This window comes from Paraburkholderia sp. RAU6.4a (assembly GCF_050435625.1).
Classification (GTDB): domain Bacteria; phylum Pseudomonadota; class Gammaproteobacteria; order Burkholderiales; family Burkholderiaceae; genus Paraburkholderia; species Paraburkholderia tuberum.
On sequence record NZ_JBNDKQ010000001.1, the window covers coordinates 172396 to 190600 of the forward strand.

Below are 18205 nucleotides of genomic sequence, written 5' to 3' on the forward strand. Positions count from 1 at the left end.
TGTGCGACTTTCCCCGCTGTCAGCCCATTCAGTCCGCCGGTCAACCAACAACTTCCAATGAAAAGACTCATTCATTTTCTTATCCTGGTTTGCTTCGCGATACCCCATTTCGCGTTCGCCACCTGCATCCAGTTGAAGCCTTCGCAAATTTCCGAACTGCTGTCTCAAGGCTACATCGCGGGACAACCATTAGCGGTCAACATACCGTTCTGGGAAAGCTCGGTATCGATCGATCCGGCGTTACCGGTCGGCTCGGTGATCGCCACGGGCTTGTCGCCGGCGTACGCGACCTATGCGAACTTCGCGGCCTGCACCGACGGGGGCACGATATCAATGCAGTATTCCAACGCAACGCCGTCCGTTGTATTGGGGGCTACCGTCTATAACACGAACGTCCCAGGCATCGGCTTTCGTTTGACCTATCTTCGTGCAACCGGCGTGAACTCGCCACTTCCGTTTACGTCGTCCTATCCCGCGGGCGACCCCAATCAGGTTATCTATGCGCGCTTCGGCATTGGCTCGCAATTCGAGATCGAACTGGTCAAAACGGGCGACATCGCAAGCAACGTCAACGTGATACTCAACACCGTGGGAGCCGGCTTCGCCGAGGGTGACGGCAATCGGGTCGTGACCATCACGGGCGGCAGCATCAACGTCAAGGTTCTTCCAAGTTGCTCGGTCAATACCAGCACACTGAACATCGATTTCGGCACGTTCGGCCCAAGCGATGTATCGACCACAAGCGGGCCAACCCAGCCAGTCGACTTTACGGTGCTCTGCACCGGGCCCACGCCACCGGCTTCGATTACTGCCGTACTTTCCGGAACCCCCGATACAGAAGATAGCAGCCTGTTGAAGAACACCGGCGCGACGCATCTCGCGATTCGTTTGCGGGATGTTTCAACCAACACAATCTTCAGGCCCAACGATCCGACGAGCACCCTCGTCCACACACCGCAGGGCGCGATGCAATCGCCGTTTGCACTCGAGGCGACGGTGCTGCGCGTCGGAACAGCAACGCCGAGCGCAGGCAGGATCCAGGCAACCGCAACAGTCACGATGACCATTCTTTGAATCGACTATTCAACGACGAAGGTCCACCAGAATCAACGCGCATGACCCAGTTATCCGTCACACCGCCGCACTCGATCTTCGTGCAAATCGCGAGTTATCGCGACCCGCAGTTGATCCCCACCCTGCTGGATTTGATCCAGAAAGCTAGAAAACCTGATCTACTACGGATCATCGTCTGCTGGCAGCATGCGCACGACGAGACGATGATCCAATTCTGGCAGCAAAGCTTTGGCAATTGGCGAACCGAGCAGACCGACGGTTGGACCATCCAACATCTCAGTCATCGTGAAGCGAAAATCGAATTGATCGACGTGCCCCACATGATGACGCAGGGCGCATGCTGGGCTCGCAATCTGGTCCAACAGCGATACGGCGGCGAGCGCTACACGCTGCAACTCGATTCGCACCACCGCTTCGTCGACGCATGGGACACGCTCGCAATCGAGATGCTGGAGTCTTTACGCGATGAAAGTCCGAAACCCGTGCTGACCGCCTACCTTCCGATGTACGACCCCGAGAACGACGACGCTCGATCCAGCGACGAGCCGGGGATATTGGCCTATGCAAGGTTTTCCAGGGAAGGGGTGGTCCTGTTTCGCTTGAAGACACTCTCCGACTGGAGAACGCGCATTCGCCCGGTCCGTTCGCGCTTCTTCAGCGCGCACTTCGCATTTGCCGACGGTCACTTTGCCCAGGCGGTCCAGCACGATCCTGACTATTTCTTTCACGGCGAGGAGATTTCGCTTGCCGTCCGTGCGTTCACCCACGGCTATGACCTGTACAGTCCGCACAGGCTGATCGGTTGGCACGAATATCTGCGCTCATACCGCGTCAAGATGTGGAACGACCACAATCACGAGGCCAAGGAACGGGGTGAAATCGACGAGCCCTGGCACGAGCGCAACGAGCGCTCGTTGCAGCGCAATCGTGCTCTGCTCGGTATCGACGGAGAAACGTTGGCTGACGTTGAGTTCGGCAAGTATGGACTCGGAGCGGAACGCACGCTCGCCGATTACGAGGCCTACGCGGGCATCGGCTTCAAGTGGCGCGGTGTCCAGCAGTCGGTATTGAATGATGTTCCACCAGTCGCGGGCACGCAACGTCCCGACGAAGCGACATGGAAAGCTTCTCTGCTACGCGCAAACGACGTCCGTGTGTGCGTGCATCAGAATGGATTCGACAGGCATCTGGTCACGCCCGGCGTCGAGCACGCGCTGCGGGCCGCGACGTCAGTCACCGTCGTGATTTACGGCAACGACGAGACGGTACTGCGCCGCGAGACCGTCGACGGCAGCGGTCTTTCCCGATACCGGAAAAACGGCTGGCTCGACTTCCATGTGACTTTCGAATCAGAACTTGGCCAGCTCCCAGCCTGCTACGTCGTGGAGTTGTTCGACGACGCCGGCAATGTATTGAGCCGGGTCCGGTGCGCCATCGATGCATGACGCATCCGCGACCACGACGCACGGAAACGCCTCCGGCGTCGCGCGGCCGACAGGATTGCACCACGTCAGCGGATTCGGCGCGTAGCGATACGAACTGGCTCCGCCTTCGCCGTTGCGATCGGGGCTGATGTAGCGGCCCGCGTGAGGATCATAAAAACGCGCACCGTTGTAGTACAGCGTGGTTTCATCGTCCGCGTATTGGCCGGCATAACGAAGCGGCTGCGCAAACGCGTCGCTGCTTGGCCACTCCGGCGTCACGAGACTGCCCCACGCCCGGTAACGCCCGCGCCATGCCACCTGGCCGGTCTCATCCGTGAGCGCGACGGCCGTACCGGCGGCGTCAGTGTGATAGTGATAGACCTGCGTGTTCTTGATCGCGCCATCATCGGTGAGGGTCTGGTCCACGCAAGCGAGCGGCGCGAAGCCCGTTGAGCGGTCGGGCTCGGGTTGATACAGGTACGTGCGCAGTTCCATCGCGCGCTGCTGCTGGATCAGTCTGTGTCCTTGCCACAAATAGCGCATGAGCTCGTCCTGTTCCGGCGTCGATGACTGCTGCGCGCGCCGTGACGAAGCGGGTTCGACACGCCTGCCGATACGCCGACCGATTGGGTCGTACTGATAGCGCACGGTATAGCCCTTGCGATGCGCGGCGATGACGTGCCCCTCCGCATCCCAATCGAGCGATAGCGTATGGTTGCGGCCACGCCTACGCACCAATTGCCCCCACACATCATAGTCATAACGATGTCCGCGGCACTCCCGTAACCGGTGGTCGGGATACACGGCCGGGAACCAGCTGCCGCCAGGCGTATCGAGCAGATTGCCAGCGGCGTCCCACGTGAAATACTCGATGTCCCCCTTCTCCGACACCGAGCGCAACAGACAGCCACGCCGGTCGTAGTCGTACCACGTCTGACCGTCGGTCTCGGCGCCCGTCCTGACGATCACGTCAGCGAGACTGTAATCGGCTTCGCGCCACAATCCGGCGACAGGTTCTGTCGCGCAGCCCGGCGTATCCACGTCGCGCCCCGTCACCGAACGCCACCACACCGGCAAGCCGAGCGGCGAATAGGCCGTATGCGTGCGCAAACGGCCTTGCGTGCGCGCAACCGGACGCCTCATCGCGTCATACCAGAAGCGCGCAATCTGTCGATCGTCCAGTTCGACGAACGCGACAGCGCCAGTTTCGAAGCGGCGCATACGCAACTCCTGTCCCTGTGGCAGTTGAATCGCGACAAGGCGGCCAACGACGTCGTACGTGTAGCGCAGTGTGCCGTTTGCGCCGTGCTCGGCAATCAGACGGTCACCGGCGTCGTGTTCGAAGCGGATCTCATCCGCTCCAATTCCGAGTAGCTCGCCTTCTCGTGTTGGCTCGCGGCTCACGCAGTCGAGCAATCCGCGCGGCCCGTAGCGATACATATAGCGGTTGTGCGCGGTCTCACGCCGGATCAGACGGCCCGCGCGGTCGTAGTCGAACGTTTCGCGACGCTGTTGCGCGCCCGCCTTCCACGTGAGACAACGGACCCGCCCGGTATCCGCATAGTCGAAGTTGCGTTCCACGCCATCTGCATCCGTGATCGACAGGCAACTGCTCGCATTCCACCGAAGCAACTGCACCGCGCCGTTCGCGCTTTCGATTCGAACCGGGCGCCCATGCGCATCGTATCGACGCACGATCACGTGCCCCTCTTCGTCGACCGCGCGTACGACATTGCCGCGCCGGTCTCGATCCCAGTGCCGGCTTCGGCCACTCGGGCCGACGAACGACGTCCGCTGGCCAGCCGCATTCCACACATGACGCTCGGCCTGTCCGTCCGGACGCGTGATGGTCAACGGTCGGCCGAGCCCATCGCGCTCGATTCGCGTGACCGCGCCGAGCGCGTCGGTCACACTGACTACGTAACCATTGACGTCATACTCGTAGTCCGTCGTGCTTCCGCCAACTCCAGTGCGACGTGTCACCTGCCCCCACGCGTTATGCGCGAAGGTCGTGGCGACCCCCTGCGCATCCGTCGAGCACACGACATCGCCATCGTCACCATATTCGAAACGCGTGAATTCTCCAGACGGGGTTTGATAGTGCAACGGCTGCAAGCGATCGTTGCGTGCCCACATCCACACACGGCCATCGCTCAACGCGACTGACACCGGCTCGCGTGACGCAAACGCATACTGCGTCGAGCGGGTTGCGCCCTGGAGATCCGTCTCACGCGCGACGCGTCCGAGCCCGTCGTATTCGACATGAACCACCCGCTCGCCGGGCAGTTGCATGGTGAGCGGCGCGACGGCGTCGCCGTAGTCGAACCGGTAGCGCCGGTCGTCGAAGTCTGTGTGCGACAGCACGCGGCCCTGCTCGTCGTATTGCCAATGCGCCGTGTTGCCGAAGACGTCGCTGACCTCACTGGTCCGGCTATCGAAGTCGTAGGCGAAGCGCTCACGCGCGCCTTCTGACGTGACTCGTCGAATCACGCGCGCGGCGCCGCCGATCGTCTGCCACACATAGCGTGTTGCCATTCCGAGCGCGTCTGCTTCTTCGACGATCCGCCCATCGCGGTATGCAAAGCGACGCACGATTTCGCCGACCCGGTTGCGTACCTCGGTGAGTTCGCCGCGCTGGCTGTAGCCGTACTGGACCAGCGCGCCGGTGGGACCGCCGTCGACACACTCGACAGCGCTCAGACGCGCGCCCATCCGCGCTTCGTAGTGCATGCGCAGCTCGTGGCCGCAGGTTCCACGCATGCGCAGCAAGCGCCCGCCGGGATCCCAGATCAGGCCGATCCGCTGCTGACGAAGATCCTCGACGTATTTGAGCCGTGCGATTCCGTTCGCGTCGAAGTCGCCGAACACGCGGTAATGCGGCGTCAGATCCGCGACGACGAGGCGTCCGTCGCTCAGATGCGCGATGTGCAACTGCGCAGCCGACGCAATCACCTGCGACCCGCGCTCGGGAAACGGCACGCTGAGCGTGCTGCCGCATTCGTCGGTGTAGAGCAGTTGATCGTCCCGCTTGTGCAGCGTGACTTCCCAACTCGTGCGCCAACCGACGCCGAGCAGCCCGAGCGCGTGCTGCTCGCTCGAATAACAACGCGACCATACGAGCGGAAGACGGCCTCGCAGCCTGAAGTCGGTTTCGTCGGTAGGTAGGCAGACTTTGCTGCCGCTGATTACCTCGACCGAGCCGCACAGAATGCCCGACAGCGCACGACGCATCCGAAAGCGGTCGACGACGTCGCCGAGCCGCTCACAGCGATCCAGCAACGGTCCGACACTGGCGAGGGGCAATACGACGCCGGGCAAACCGACCAGCTCGCCGCCGATTCCCGCGACTCCCGTCGTCACATGGCCCCCATCGTCATCATGAACCGATGCGCACGTCTGGCGAGCCAGCGGAACACGGCGCGCCACACGAAACCTTGCCGCCAACCAATGCCGCCGGCACGTTGTTGATCAACACCGTACCCGAACCCGCGACCACAGCTTGCGAGCACGGGTGCAGCGCGCAAACGGCAGAGCTCATACCGACGAGCGCCGCAGGCAATCGATTGATGAAGACCGTCGGGGAGCCCGAGACGATCGAACCGCCATGTCCGATCGCATCGCCTTTGCGAGCCGCTGGAAACATGATCGATTTTCTCCTCATGGAAACTGAACGTCCGTGCAGGGCGATGCGCGAAGGCATTCGCCGTCTGCACGGTATTGCGAAATACGCTGTTACAAGTCAATGCCGGTTTTCGGCGGCTCTTCGGACGGCGGCGGCTCCTCCGACGGTGCCGGCTCTTCCGATGGCGCCGGCTCTTCCGATGGCGGCCGCTCTTCCGACGGCGGCGGCTCTTCCGATGGCGGCGGCTCTTCCGACGGCGGCGGCTCTTCCGATGGCGGCGGCTCTTCCGATGGCGGCGGCTCTTCCGATGGCGGCGGCTCTTCCGATGGCGCCGGCTCTTCCGAGGGCGGCGGACATATCGTCGGAAGCGGACATATCGTCGGAAGCGGCTCGTCCGATGGAGGTGACGGAATAACTGGAACGTCCAGCGCATCGAGCACCACTACAGGAACTGGCACCGTCACTGAGCTGCCACATTCCTTGTCACCGGGGTTAAGGTCCAGCGGCGTGCCTTGCACCACGACACGGGTGTCACCCTGGATGCGGATCGACTTACCGATGAGCTTGATCTCGCCATCCTTGTTCATGGTCAGCGAGGACTTGCCGCACACGATAGACAGCGCCTTCCCGGCCGACAGCGAATAGGCTCCGCCTACCGCGTGCGTCGACGCGCCACCAACCGTGACCGTACGTGCACCGCCCACCGTCAGAAGGGAGGCACCCCCAACCGCGGTCTCCTCCGCCCCGCCAATCGATACAAAGTGTGCAAGACCCACGGAATAGAAGGCGACACCCTTCACCCTTACCGAGTACTTGCCGCCGACGATCGTGCTGGACGTCGCGCCGACGGTCATGCTGTGCGCCGCGGCCACGCCGATCGTGTAGTCGGCACCGACGACGTGTGACTCATTCAGCTTCGTCAGGCGGTTCATGTCCCGTTCCGCCTGCAACGTGAATTCCTCGGCACCCGCCTTGTCCTCGAAGCGGATGCTGTTGTAGTTCTGCAGGCCCCCTTCCATCGACCGGCTCATGAAACCGCTCTGCGTCGCGTTGCCTGGCAAGTCATAGGGCGGACGCGTCGCCGCGTTGTACAGGCTCCCGGTGATCAGCGGACGATCCGGGTCGCCGTTCCAGAAGTCGACGATGACTTCCTGGCCGATGCGCGGAATGTAGATGCCACCGAAACCCTGACCGGCCCACGCCTGGCTCACACGGACCCAGCAGGAGTCGGTTTCGACGTTTTGGCCGTAACGGTCCCAGACGAAGCGGACCTTCACGCGGCCGAATTCGTCGGTCCACAGTTCCTTGCCCTCGGGACCCACGACGACAGCCGACTGCGGCCCGTTGACGATCGGCTTCGAGGTCTCCCGCGGCAGTCTGAACACTTCGCTTGTCGGTTGCGCGTCGAACTTGTTGCTGCAGGTGTATTCGTAGCCGCTACCCGATTCGTCCGGCGTACCGGTCAGGTCGAGCTTCGTACCGATGACGAGGTATTCGCAGTTCGCGGCCGTATAGTCGTAGTTGGTCAACACGAACGTCTGCCCGCACGCGAGTCCCCGTACGTTACCTTCGCCTTTCGCTCGCGTACCCGGCGCGCGCAGTGCTTCCATGCGCGTACGCGCCAGCAGTTCACCGTGGCTGCTGTCGGTGTAGTCGCCCGGCCAGTCGTAGCGCTCGAGCAGGTTCCAACTGGTGTCGCGCGGTTGCTGATTGATCGCCCGCATCTCGGCGCGCGAACGCGTGAAGTCGAAGTCGCTCGTCACGTAGTGACCGGTGCACAAGACTTCGGCCGTCGAAAACGCGCTGATGTATTCGGTGTCGGTCTTGCCGCCCTGCGGTTGGAACGCCAGCGTCCGGTATGAGGGGTTCGGCGAGTGGCGGTGCGCGCCAATGTGGTCGCACAGCACGAGCCGGTGCTTGCCGTCGGCATGCTCGAAAAACCAGTAGATGCCCCACTCTTCCATCAGGCGATGAATGAAGTCGTAATCGGTCTCGCCGTACTGGACCTGGAACGTGCGCGGTTCGTTGGTCGGACTCTCACCCTCGAGCGCATAGCGGCTCACGTCGAGGCGCTTTTCGACCGGGTACGGATAGTCCTTCAGAACCTCGTCGATGATCTCGATGACCGTCCTGTTCTGGAAAATCTTGTAGTCGGTCGTCAGGGTCGCCAGCCACAGCCACGGCTTCAGCACGACACGATAGACGTTGTAGCGGCCGTCCCGACGCAGGTATTGCGCGGCGACGACGAGTCCGGTGATTTCGCGCTGACATGCTTCGGTGTCGGCGCTCGGCTGGAGGTCGATCGCGACGGTCATTTCCTTGCCTAGCAGCGCCTTCAGGTCGAGGTTGGCACTGACGGCAAGCGGTACCGTGTAATCGTCAGGCGTGCGCAACAGCAGTTCGTACTCAAACAGCTTGCCGAGATGCTCGTCGCCGTTCAGTGACATGAACTCCAGCGCCGGCTGCGTCTGTCCGTCCGCGGTCTGCCCCGGCCACCGCGGTATCGCCGCGCTGGATACGGTCACTGCGCGGCTTTGCACACTTATCGCGTTCAAGGGATTACTTGACATGCACTCCTCTAAATTCTCTATATCGAAAAGACGCTACAGCTCGTCGGCGAATGCGGGGCCTGACGACGCGTCCGCTCGCCTTCCCATCGCGTTTCCGCTACCGGGACAACGAAAATCGCACAGCAACGCCGTGAGTTGCGGTCCTGACTGTCCGCCCGATGTCAGTTCGATGACCGCGTGCCGGTCGTCGAAATTGAAGTCCACCGCCGAGCGGCTCGACGACAACGTCGACGTCACGCGGCCCCGGTCGATCAGACGGAACAGCGCCCACGGACCTTCGGTCATGACGGTCGACGTGTCCGGACGCACGCGCGGATTCGCGGTGAGGCCGGCCATCGAACCGCCGCGCGGCCCCGGCCAGGTGATCGGGGACGTCGTGACCGGACCATGCGCATAGCGCAGGTTTTGCCCGTCGACGTCGATGAGCAGATCGGTAATCTCGGGGTCCAGCGACACGACCTTGAGGCCCGCGTTCCACGACATCCGGGTCGCGCCGGGATCGCGGAAAAATGTCTGACGGATCGCCGCGGCGCGCTCGAACGGTTCGAGGCCCGGTCCCTGCATGGGCGGCATGCCGGGGCTGACCGGCTTATAGCGCCATGGCCGCATGCTCGTATCGACGCGGCTGGCGAGCGTCTTGTGGAAAAAGTCGTCGAGCAGGCCGCCGGCCGCGAACACGCGATTGAAATCGTCGATGTCGACTTCCTGGGCGCTCGCGGCAAACGGATATTTGCCTTCGACAGCACGTCGGCATTGCGCGCCAACGCTCGATTCGACCTGCATCGTGAGCAAGGAGCCGACATTGCGGTCCACCTTGCGCATCGACTGCGACGCGAGGCCCACGAGCACGGCCCGAAACGGCGGCGGAAGCTTCTGCGCCTCGAGCTGCAGCGTGGAGCCGAGGTCGTCCGTGGGCGGCATGCTGTTGGTGGCGAGCACGTCGCCGGCCGTCATCAATCGCGTGTACTGCTCGTTGATCAGCCCGATGACGCCGCCCAGCTGCAGCACGCCGCTGCCGCCGGGCAGCGCGCTCCCGCTATCGGCCTGGCCGGTCACGACTTCGCGCAGCGCGGCAAAGCGTCTGTCGACCAGTTCACGTTCCATCTTCTGTTGCGCGAGCTGACCGATCGTGGCGGTTGCGGCCACGGCGCTCGCCGCGCGCGCCGCCTGCGAGCGACGCATGATCACGTTCATGGCACTACCGGCGGCCGACGGCTCGTCCGCGCCATCCACGATCGACAGCGACGTCTCGCGCGCGGCCGTTCGCGCGAGTCTCGCCAGCGGCGAATCCGGCGCAGCCAGCGTACGCAGCGTCTGCAGATCGGGCGCCAGGGTGCCTTCGCTGCCGGACACCGGTCTCACGTCGTCGAGAAACTGGCTCCAGTAATTGCCATAGTCGGTCAGGTATTGGCGACGGATATCGTCGGCGAGCCTGTCCTTGCGCGGTGCGTTGCCGTTTGCCATCCGCCGCCGCCGCGCCGATGCATCGGCCTCGCCCATCACCCAGGCGTCCTGTTTTCGCGCCTGCTCGAGAAAATCAGGGAGGCGCTTGTTAAAAACGGCGTGATAGCCGTCGTAGGTATAGAGACCGGGGATACCTCGCGCGAGCGTCGAACCGCCGGCCAGCATGAACACGGTAGTGGCCTGCGGACCTGCGGCGCTCAGCAGCGTGACGTTCTCGGGCGCCTCGGGAGCCATGGCGTTCATCGCACGTTCATAGAGCCGTCCGGACGCCGGATTGCGGCCAAGGAACTCGCGCGCGCGGCGCACGAGCTGCGCATTCACCGGTCTTGCCGGCACCGTGGGCACCCCTTCCACGATCAGCGCATCGAGGTGACGCGCCATCACGTTGCGCTCGCCGAGCGATGCGACGCTGTTGGCGTGTTCCCAGTCGCCGAGCACCCATGCCTTGACTGCTTTCGCGTCGTAGTGCGAGCCATCGAACAGCATCAGGTAGACCATCAGCGTGCGATAAACGCCGTCCGCGTCCTGTACGCCGATTTGCGTATCGAGCACCGTTTCGAGCCGGCCGACAACTTGCGGCAGCAGCATCTGTTTCAGCAGATTGTTGTAAGTCTCGCCGGCGGCGACGCGGATGGCGGGCGCCGTGTAGAGCCCGTAGTGCCATGCGACACCGGGACTGTCGAGGTCCATGCCGTCGAACTGAGGCAGGTCACGCGACGCTGACAGAAGCGTCCCCATCGTCCCGGGCTGCGGCGCCTTCCGTTGCGACAAGACCCGCGCGGCGAGCGCATTGGCCTTGCCATCGATCGCGGCGAGATACTCGCGGTTGTTGCCGAAGCTCACGACGAGCGCACCAATCAGCCACACCGCCACGACGATCGCGAGCAGATGTCCGATAAGACGCAACGCGCGGAATCGGACTTCCCAGTACAGGTTCGGCCGCACCAGATGCGCTTCGGCCAGGATCACGCGCTGAAACAGATTGCGCAAGAAATAGCCGCGATAGCCGGTAGGCGTCGCGTCGCCGGACGACGGCGAGACCGTTTTCGGCGCGGCACCAAATAAACCCGCGAGCCCGCGACGCAGCCGCTGCAAGAGCGTGGAGCTGTCGGCGGACACGGCCTCGTGAGTTTGCGCCGCGCTCGTGAAATAGACGCCGCGCAGCGTGCTGTTCAACTGCGTGTCGTCGTATTTCGAATCGAGAAACACCAGCGCGAGCAATTCATTGAGTTCCGCGCACAGGCTACGAAATTCTGACGGCAGCGCATAAAGTTTCTTGCGCAGATCGACCTCGTACACCTCTTGCAGCCTCGTGTTGACGCCGTCTTCGAGTCCCTGCTCCAGCTCACGCATTTCGGCCGCGCAGTTCAGGCGCAGTGTGTCGCGGCCGTGTTGTTCCGCCGCTTCCTGATAAGGCAGTGTGAAGCCGAAAATCTGCGCGCGGCTTTCCGCCGTCAACGACTGGAAATACTCCCCGAAGCCGGGCAGCAGATCGAGCTTCGTGACGAGCACGTAGACGGGGAATCGAATCCCCAACTGCTGGCGCAACTCGCCGAGCCGAGCGCGCATCGACGCGGCGAGCGCCTTTCGTTCGGGCGCTGGGTGCGTCAACAACTCTTCGATTGAAACGACCAGCAACGCACCGTTGATCGGCGCGCGCGGGCGCCGCTTGCGAAGCAGCCCCAGAAGGCCGCGCCACTCGGCCTCGTTCACGCTCTTCAGGTCTTCCGGATCGACGTCAACCTTCGCGGCCTCTTGCGACGCTGCGTCCTGAACCGTATAGCGGCCAGCGGTGTCGATCAGCACCGCTTCGTTCGCGAACCACCAGTCGCAGTTCGCCGTTTCGACGCGGCTTCTCAGCGACGCCGCGACCATCTGATCCGCCTCCGGAAAATCCAGACCCGAGTTCAGGATCAACGTCGTCTTGCCGGCGCCTGGCGAGCCCACCACCATGTACCACGGAAGTTCGTACAGGTAGCGTTGGCTTTCGAGCAGACGACGCAACCCTGCCGGTCCGCCGCGCATGCGTTTGAGCTTGTCGATGGCCTTCGCGACGACCGCGTGAAGCGCGCGGATTTCGTCTCGTGCGACAGGGGTCGCGGCCGACTTCTTCGTGAACGGGTTCAGAACGCGCTGCAGCAGCACGTCATCGCTGCGCACTGCCCGCCACAGACGATACAGCCCATAGATCGCGTAGCAGGCAAGCAGCACCGAGATCAGCAGCACGCGGGACCATGTGGTGCCGAGTGGATGCGTTTGGCCGAACGCGAGTATCGGTCCGAAATACCAGAGCGCGAGACACAGCAACGCGACGCCGATGACGCCAGGCGACCAGCCGAGCAGCCAGAACAGCAGCAGCAATAACAGCACGACGATCGACAGCGTGCGCGAGAGCACGCTCTCGAGTGGGCGGTAGTCGCCAAACGCGATCAGAGGTCCCACGAACCAGACGGCCACAGCCGTCACGAGGATCGCGGCGAGCACCAGCGTCTGGCGCGTGAGCACAAGTTTCGATAAGCGGTTCAAATAAGACATCAAGGCTTTCCCGTTAATGCGTGACGAAGACTTCCACGCGTCGATTGCGGGAACGACCTTCCGCTGTACTGTTGTCCGCGACAGGTTGTGTATCGCCCTTGCCGACAGCCTCGATGCGATTGCCGGGCATGCCGTGCGCCTTCAATACGTCGGCGACGAACGCGGCGCGCTTTTCCGATAGCACCAGGTTGTCAGGAAACTCCGCCGTATGAATCGGCTGGTTGTCGGTGTGCCCGGTCACCGTGACATTGCCGCCGACCCGGACGACCTCCTGCGCGACCTTGGTCAACACCGGATCCAGTTCCGGTCGAATGCGGCTTTGCCCCGGCAGGAACACGTAGTCGCCACGGAACACGACCCGGCTGCTGCTCGCGGTCTCTTCGACGGAGACCTGGCCGCGAGCGATCTCGTCTTTCAGCAAAATCGACAGGCGCAAGCGCTCGTGAACGACCGGGGCCGCGACCTTGATCGGCTCTCCGATCGCGAGAATCTTCGCTTCCAGCGCATTGCTTTGCGCCAGAAGCCGATACTTGTACCAGGCGAACAGCGAGAACACACATAGCGCAGCGACGCCCGCCGTCGCCCAGACCGGCACGCTTTTCAGCAGCCGCATCCTGCCCGGCTCCTCGCCGCGCCAGTGCGGCGACAGTTCGAGCCGCATCGTGTCCCGCGTGCCGCTGATAAGCGTCAGCATTCGCTGCCGGATCTGCTCCAGATGACGTGGACCGTCCGCGGCAACGCTGTAGCGTCCTTCGAATCCAAGGCTGAGAATGCGATACAACACCTCGAGGACGTCGATGTACTCCTGGGGATCCGTTGCCATGCGGCCGATCAGCAGGAAGAACTTCTCGCCGCCGTCCACTTCTCCTTCGAACTTGAGCAGCAGCCCCCCCGCGGCCCAAATTCCACCGTTCCCCCAACGCGTGCGGTTGGCGGCTTCGTCGAGCGCGGTGCACAGCGCGTAACGGACAGCCGCCACGTGCTTCCACGGCAAACTCGCTTTGTCGCAGACCTTCTGGAATGCGGCGACCTCACGCACCAGCAGCGAGCGCAAGCTCGCGACCGCAGCCAACGAATCGAGCGAAGCCGGCATGTCCGCCAGCATGCGCAACAAAGGCTGCGCGGCTTCACACAACGGATTGCGCGCAGCCTTCATGCGCTCCAGACGCGTCTGCACTTGTTCCGGCGGATCGAACGCGGCCGCATCGACCACCGGTTCCTGATTGGCGACACCCGCGGTTGTGGGACGCCCAGCGGGAATGGCAGACGGCTGGCTCTGGCCAGAAGCAGAGTTGTCGGGGTTCAACAGAAACTCGAACGCGTCGTCCCCGTATGCACCGGTACTCATTTTTGACGCACGCCCCACAGCTCAAGCTTGAGTTCCGGGAAGTGCCCGGCGACATGCATGGCAAGCCCTCCGTGCCGCGCAATCTGTTCCCAGAACGGTCCGGTACGCGACAGTTCGAAATAGATAAAGCCCGAGTTGAACGGAATCTGGCGCGGAGGAACCGGCAGCGCCGCTACTGCCAGACCCGGCAGGTGCGAACGGATCAATTCCGGCAAGCGCTGCGGATGACTGATCTTCGTTTGGGCAAGAAACTGCTGCTGCAGCAACTCGGAAGGCATCTGCGCGCCCACGGCGAGCACGAGGCTCGAATAGCCGGCCAATTCGTTCGGCAGCATGGCGGCCGTACGGATGCCATGCGCCTGCTCCGTAAGCGGAATGGGCTGCGCACCACGAATCAACACCTGGTTCAATAGATAGTGAACCTCCTCGACGAGGGGCCTGATACTGCGGTAGAGCTGCGCATGGTCATAGCCCGGCGCCGCCCGCGGACGCCGCGTTTGCGGACGCACGAAGGTCGAAAGCTCGCCCGCGAAAAGCGCGAGCTCGCGATACAGGGTCACCGGCGCGGTCTCCTCGAGTTGGCAAATATGCTCCAGCAGCGGCTCATAGCGATTGAGCACCTGGAGCAGCAGATAGTCGGCCACTTCGGCCGCCGCGCCCGTACGGCCATCAGAACCTGACAGACGGGCGGCGAGCGCGTCGGCGCGTAGTCGCGCGAGACCGTGCAGCTGCATCGCCCATTCGCGCAGCAGTGGATTCGCGCCGTAACCGGTCACGGGCGGAATGTGGTCGGCGCTGTGCAGCGACACGGCGCCGTCGGCGTGCAGCGCCTTCACGCGCGTCAGCGCAAGCCCGATCCACGACTGCGTCAGCTCTTTCTCGGGCAACAGCCGCAAGCGCAGATTCGAGAGTTGGACGGGCTTCGGACCCTGGCCGATCGCGTTGCTGTCGCGCAGTTCCGCGTCGTACGCATGGTAACGGGCCAGCGATCCGCTCTGCTCGGTGAAGGCGGTTTCCTCGGTGTTAGGCAAGCGAAGCGGGACCGCCAGGTAAATCACCTGCTCCTGATGTTCCGGTCCGATCGTCAGTGGGGGCGGGGGCAGCGTCAGGCCAGGCACCTCGAACGGTGTGCCGTCTGGAAATACGCCGAGCCCGCTCTTGAACACCAGCTTGCCGAACGCGAGCGATTCCTGATCGATTTCATAACGGCTGAAGCCCCAGAAAAACGGGCTCAGCGGCGCGCTCCGGCGATGCGCGAACGACTCGAAATACCGCTCCTGCTGCTGAAACAATTGCGGGCGCAGGAAGAGTCCTTCGCTCCAAACAACTTTGCTATACCAACTCATCGAAATTAGTCTGACTTTGAAATCGAAACAGTGCGCTGATCGAGCTGGATCGTCAGCTTCTGTTCCTTGTCTGGAAGAGCCATCCTGTACCATGCGGCGTCGGGCGCGATTGGCAACCGGTAAACCGCGCGCCAGACCGATTTCCCAAGATCCCGGTAGCCGGCCAGCACGCCAATTGCGGTAGTGGCGGGGTTCGACTTCCGGACGATCTCGCGTGTATCGCCGGGACGCAGAATAAATTCGTCAACGACCAGCACGTCGTCGCCAAGGATTTTCTTGTCGTCGCTTTGCAGCGTGAAAAAGTCGCCGGTTTGAAACGCCGTCGGCGACTTCAGTTCGTAGACCCGCACGAGGATCGGCGCCGCCGTTCCCCACTCGTTCGGATTGACGTTCTCGTTTGCCGCGATCTGAAGCCGGAGGGTCGTTCGCTCCTTGACAACGGGAGCCGACGCGGTAGCGCACCCGGACAGCCATGCGCTCGCCCCGCTTAGGGCTAGCCAGCCTCCGATACGCAGCCATATCGCGAAGCGGGAAAAAAAGATCGAAACCATCTGACGGTATCAAGGTGATCTCGCACATCGCCCTGAATGAACCAGGATGCCTGCATCCAGCCGGGCATCCCGGTTAACAACCTTGACACGGCGTCCCGGACAAAAGGGTCGTCGTGCCAAGATTCAGGAAAATGTGCGATTTAGGCTGTGTTCTTCTTGATATCGAAGGTCGCCGTGATCGCACCACCGCTACCGCCTTGCGCGTTCTGCACCACATATTCCTGCTTCAGGCGAGCAAAGGACAGACGCACCGTTTCGCACGGACGCGATTCACTGTCGCTGACGCCGGACGGATGCACCGAGGTAACCAGCACGTCGTTCATCGTGAATTTGATGTATTCGAGCGGATTACCGCCAGCCTTGCGCACGACGAGTTTGGCTTCGTCGATGTGCTTACCGGTCAGGCAGTATTGCGTCAGGTTGGGCGTTGCACGATCGATGAAATGCTCAAACGTGAAGTCGTCGACCGTAGCTCGGCCAGCGCCACCACCGGAACCAACGTGCATATTCGATTGCTGCGTAACGCCCCACGCCCAGCTCAGAACATCGATTTCGTCCTTGTGGTTAGCGTCTGCCGACTCACCATCGATCCCGTTAATCTTGAGAAAGATGTCTTGCGCCATAAAAATACTCCTTGATACCGATTAGTTTTAAAGATGCTCAATGAAAGTCAGGCATATTTAGTGAGCGCCTGTCCGTCGCTCAATCACCGAATGAACGGTAGACGTCAGGTCAGGCTGCATCCTTCACGAGCGGCAGCTTCGCGACGAGACGCAAAGAAACCGTCAGACCTTCAAGTTGGAAATGCGGACGCAGGAAGAACTTCGCCTGGTAATATCCCGGGTTCCCCTCGACGTCCTCGACGACCACTTCGGCCGCGGCCAGCGGTCGACGTGCCTTGGTTTCCTGCGACGAATTAGCGGGATCAGCGTCAACGTAGTTCATGACCCATTCGTTGAGCCATTGCTGCATTTCGTCCCGCTCCTTGAATGCGCCGATCTTGTCGCGCACGATGCACTTCAGGTAATGCGCAAAGCGCGAGCACGCGAACAGATACGGAAGACGTGCCGATAGATTCGCGTTCGCAGTTGCGTCGGGATCGTGGTACTCGATCGGCTTCTGCAACGATTGCGCGCCGATGAACGCCGCGTAGTCAGTGTTCTTGCGGTGAATGAGCGGTATGAAACCACTCTTCGACAATTCCGCTTCGCGGCGGTCGGAGATCGCAATTTCCGTCGGGCACTTCATGTCGATGCCACCGTCATCCGTCGGGAACGTGTGACACGGCAGGTTTTCAACTACCCCACCGCTTTCCACGCCGCGAATCAGCGTGCACCAACCGTAGTTCTTGAACGAACGGTTGATGTTCACCGCCATTGCGTAGGCCGCGTTCGACCATACATAGCGTTGATGATCCGCGCCGGCGGTCGCCTCTTCGAAATTGAATTCGTCGACCGGATTCGTCTTGACGCCATACGGTAGACGTGCAAGGAAACGCGGCATTGCAAGGCCGATGTAGCGCGCGTCTTCCGAACTACGCAGCGAGTTCCAAGGTGCGTACTCGAGGTTTTGCGTAAAAATCTTCGTCAGGTCGCGCGGGTTGGCGAGTTCCTGCCACGAGTCCATCTGCAGCACGGACGGTGCCGCGCCCGTAATGAACGGCGCATGCGACGCTGCCGCCACCTTTGCAATCGAGCCCAGTAGGTCGACATCGGCCGGCGTGTGATCGAAGTAGTAGTCAGCGACGAGACAGCCGTACGGCTCGCCACCCAACTGCCCGTACTCTTCCTCGTAAATTTGCTTGAAGAACGGACTCTGGTCCCACGCAATCCCTTTATAGCGCTTCATCGTGCGACGCAGGTCGTCCTTCGACACATCCATAAAGCGGATCTTCAGCTTCTCATCCGTTTCCGTGTTCGCGACGAGGTGATGAAGCCCACGCCATGCGCTTTCAAGACTCTGAAAATCTTCATGGTGGAGAATCAGGTTGATCTGTTCGGATAATTTGCGATCGATCTCCCCAATAATTGACTCTATGTTTTTGTACGCGTCGTCGGACACCGTTGCCGATGTAAGCAGTGCTTGTTGAGCGAGCGTCCGGACAGCCCCCTCGACAGCCTCGCGCGCGCGCTCCGTTTTGGGCTTGAATTCGCGCGATAGGAGTGCATTGAAATCGGACTGACTTGTCACGCTCGCCGTTGCCTTGGCGCGCATGTTCGCTTGAAGTTCGGCCATCATTTCCCCATTGTTTCAGGCTGTGCTTTCGTGCGG

Annotated in this window: 11 protein-coding genes; 2 read left to right on the forward strand and 9 right to left on the reverse strand. The window is 62.0% G+C overall.

The window, feature by feature from the left end:
• The first annotated feature begins 57 nt into the window (after positions 1-57).
• On the forward strand, positions 58-1074 hold the full coding sequence (locus OKW40_RS00825) for a fimbrial protein (protein WP_429487680.1): 1017 nt from the start codon (positions 58-60) through the stop codon (positions 1072-1074).
• Between the two features lie 41 nt (positions 1075-1115).
• On the forward strand, positions 1116-2519 hold the full coding sequence (locus tag OKW40_RS00830; RefSeq protein WP_429487682.1) for a GlcNAc-transferase family protein: 1404 nt from the start codon (positions 1116-1118) through the stop codon (positions 2517-2519).
• Here OKW40_RS00830 and OKW40_RS00835 read toward each other — a convergent pair.
• From OKW40_RS00835 to tssC, 9 genes are all read right to left on the reverse strand, one after another.
• A complete protein-coding gene (locus tag OKW40_RS00835) occupies positions 2424-5858 on the reverse strand; it encodes an RHS repeat-associated core domain-containing protein (RefSeq protein WP_429487684.1) in 3435 nt (1144 codons plus the stop codon). The genes OKW40_RS00830 and OKW40_RS00835 overlap by 96 nt on opposite strands.
• 16 nt (positions 5859-5874) lie before the next feature.
• Entirely contained in the window at positions 5875-6141 is a 267-nt protein-coding gene (locus OKW40_RS00840; RefSeq protein WP_090810707.1) for a PAAR domain-containing protein, read from the reverse strand.
• Positions 6142-6230: 89 nt separating this feature from the next.
• The gene (locus tag OKW40_RS00845; protein ID WP_429487686.1) at positions 6231-8690 is read right to left on the reverse strand and encodes a type VI secretion system Vgr family protein; all 2460 of its coding nucleotides are present in this window, start codon (positions 8688-8690) and stop codon (positions 6231-6233) included.
• A 33-nt stretch (positions 8691-8723) separates the two neighbouring features.
• The gene (tssM, locus tag OKW40_RS00850) at positions 8724-12689 is read right to left on the reverse strand and encodes a type VI secretion system membrane subunit TssM (protein WP_429487688.1); all 3966 of its coding nucleotides are present in this window, start codon (positions 12687-12689) and stop codon (positions 8724-8726) included.
• Between the two features lie 13 nt (positions 12690-12702).
• Complete coding sequence (gene tssL, locus OKW40_RS00855) at positions 12703-14037, reverse strand: type VI secretion system protein TssL, long form (RefSeq protein WP_429487690.1); 1335 nt, start codon at positions 14035-14037, stop codon at positions 12703-12705.
• The gene (gene tssK / locus OKW40_RS00860) at positions 14034-15383 is read right to left on the reverse strand and encodes a type VI secretion system baseplate subunit TssK (protein ID WP_429487692.1); all 1350 of its coding nucleotides are present in this window, start codon (positions 15381-15383) and stop codon (positions 14034-14036) included. Before tssK ends, tssL begins: the two co-directional genes overlap by 4 nt.
• Positions 15384-15388: 5 nt before the next feature.
• Positions 15389-15934 (reverse strand): type VI secretion system lipoprotein TssJ, encoded by a 546-nt coding sequence (tssJ, locus tag OKW40_RS00865; protein WP_187616473.1) that lies wholly within the window; start codon positions 15932-15934, stop codon positions 15389-15391.
• 140 nt (positions 15935-16074) lie between these two features.
• A complete protein-coding gene (locus OKW40_RS00870) occupies positions 16075-16557 on the reverse strand; it encodes an Hcp family type VI secretion system effector (protein ID WP_184023663.1) in 483 nt (160 codons plus the stop codon).
• Between the two features lie 109 nt (positions 16558-16666).
• Entirely contained in the window at positions 16667-18172 is a 1506-nt protein-coding gene (tssC, locus tag OKW40_RS00875; protein ID WP_429487693.1) for a type VI secretion system contractile sheath large subunit, read from the reverse strand.
• Positions 18173-18205 lie beyond the last annotated feature (33 nt).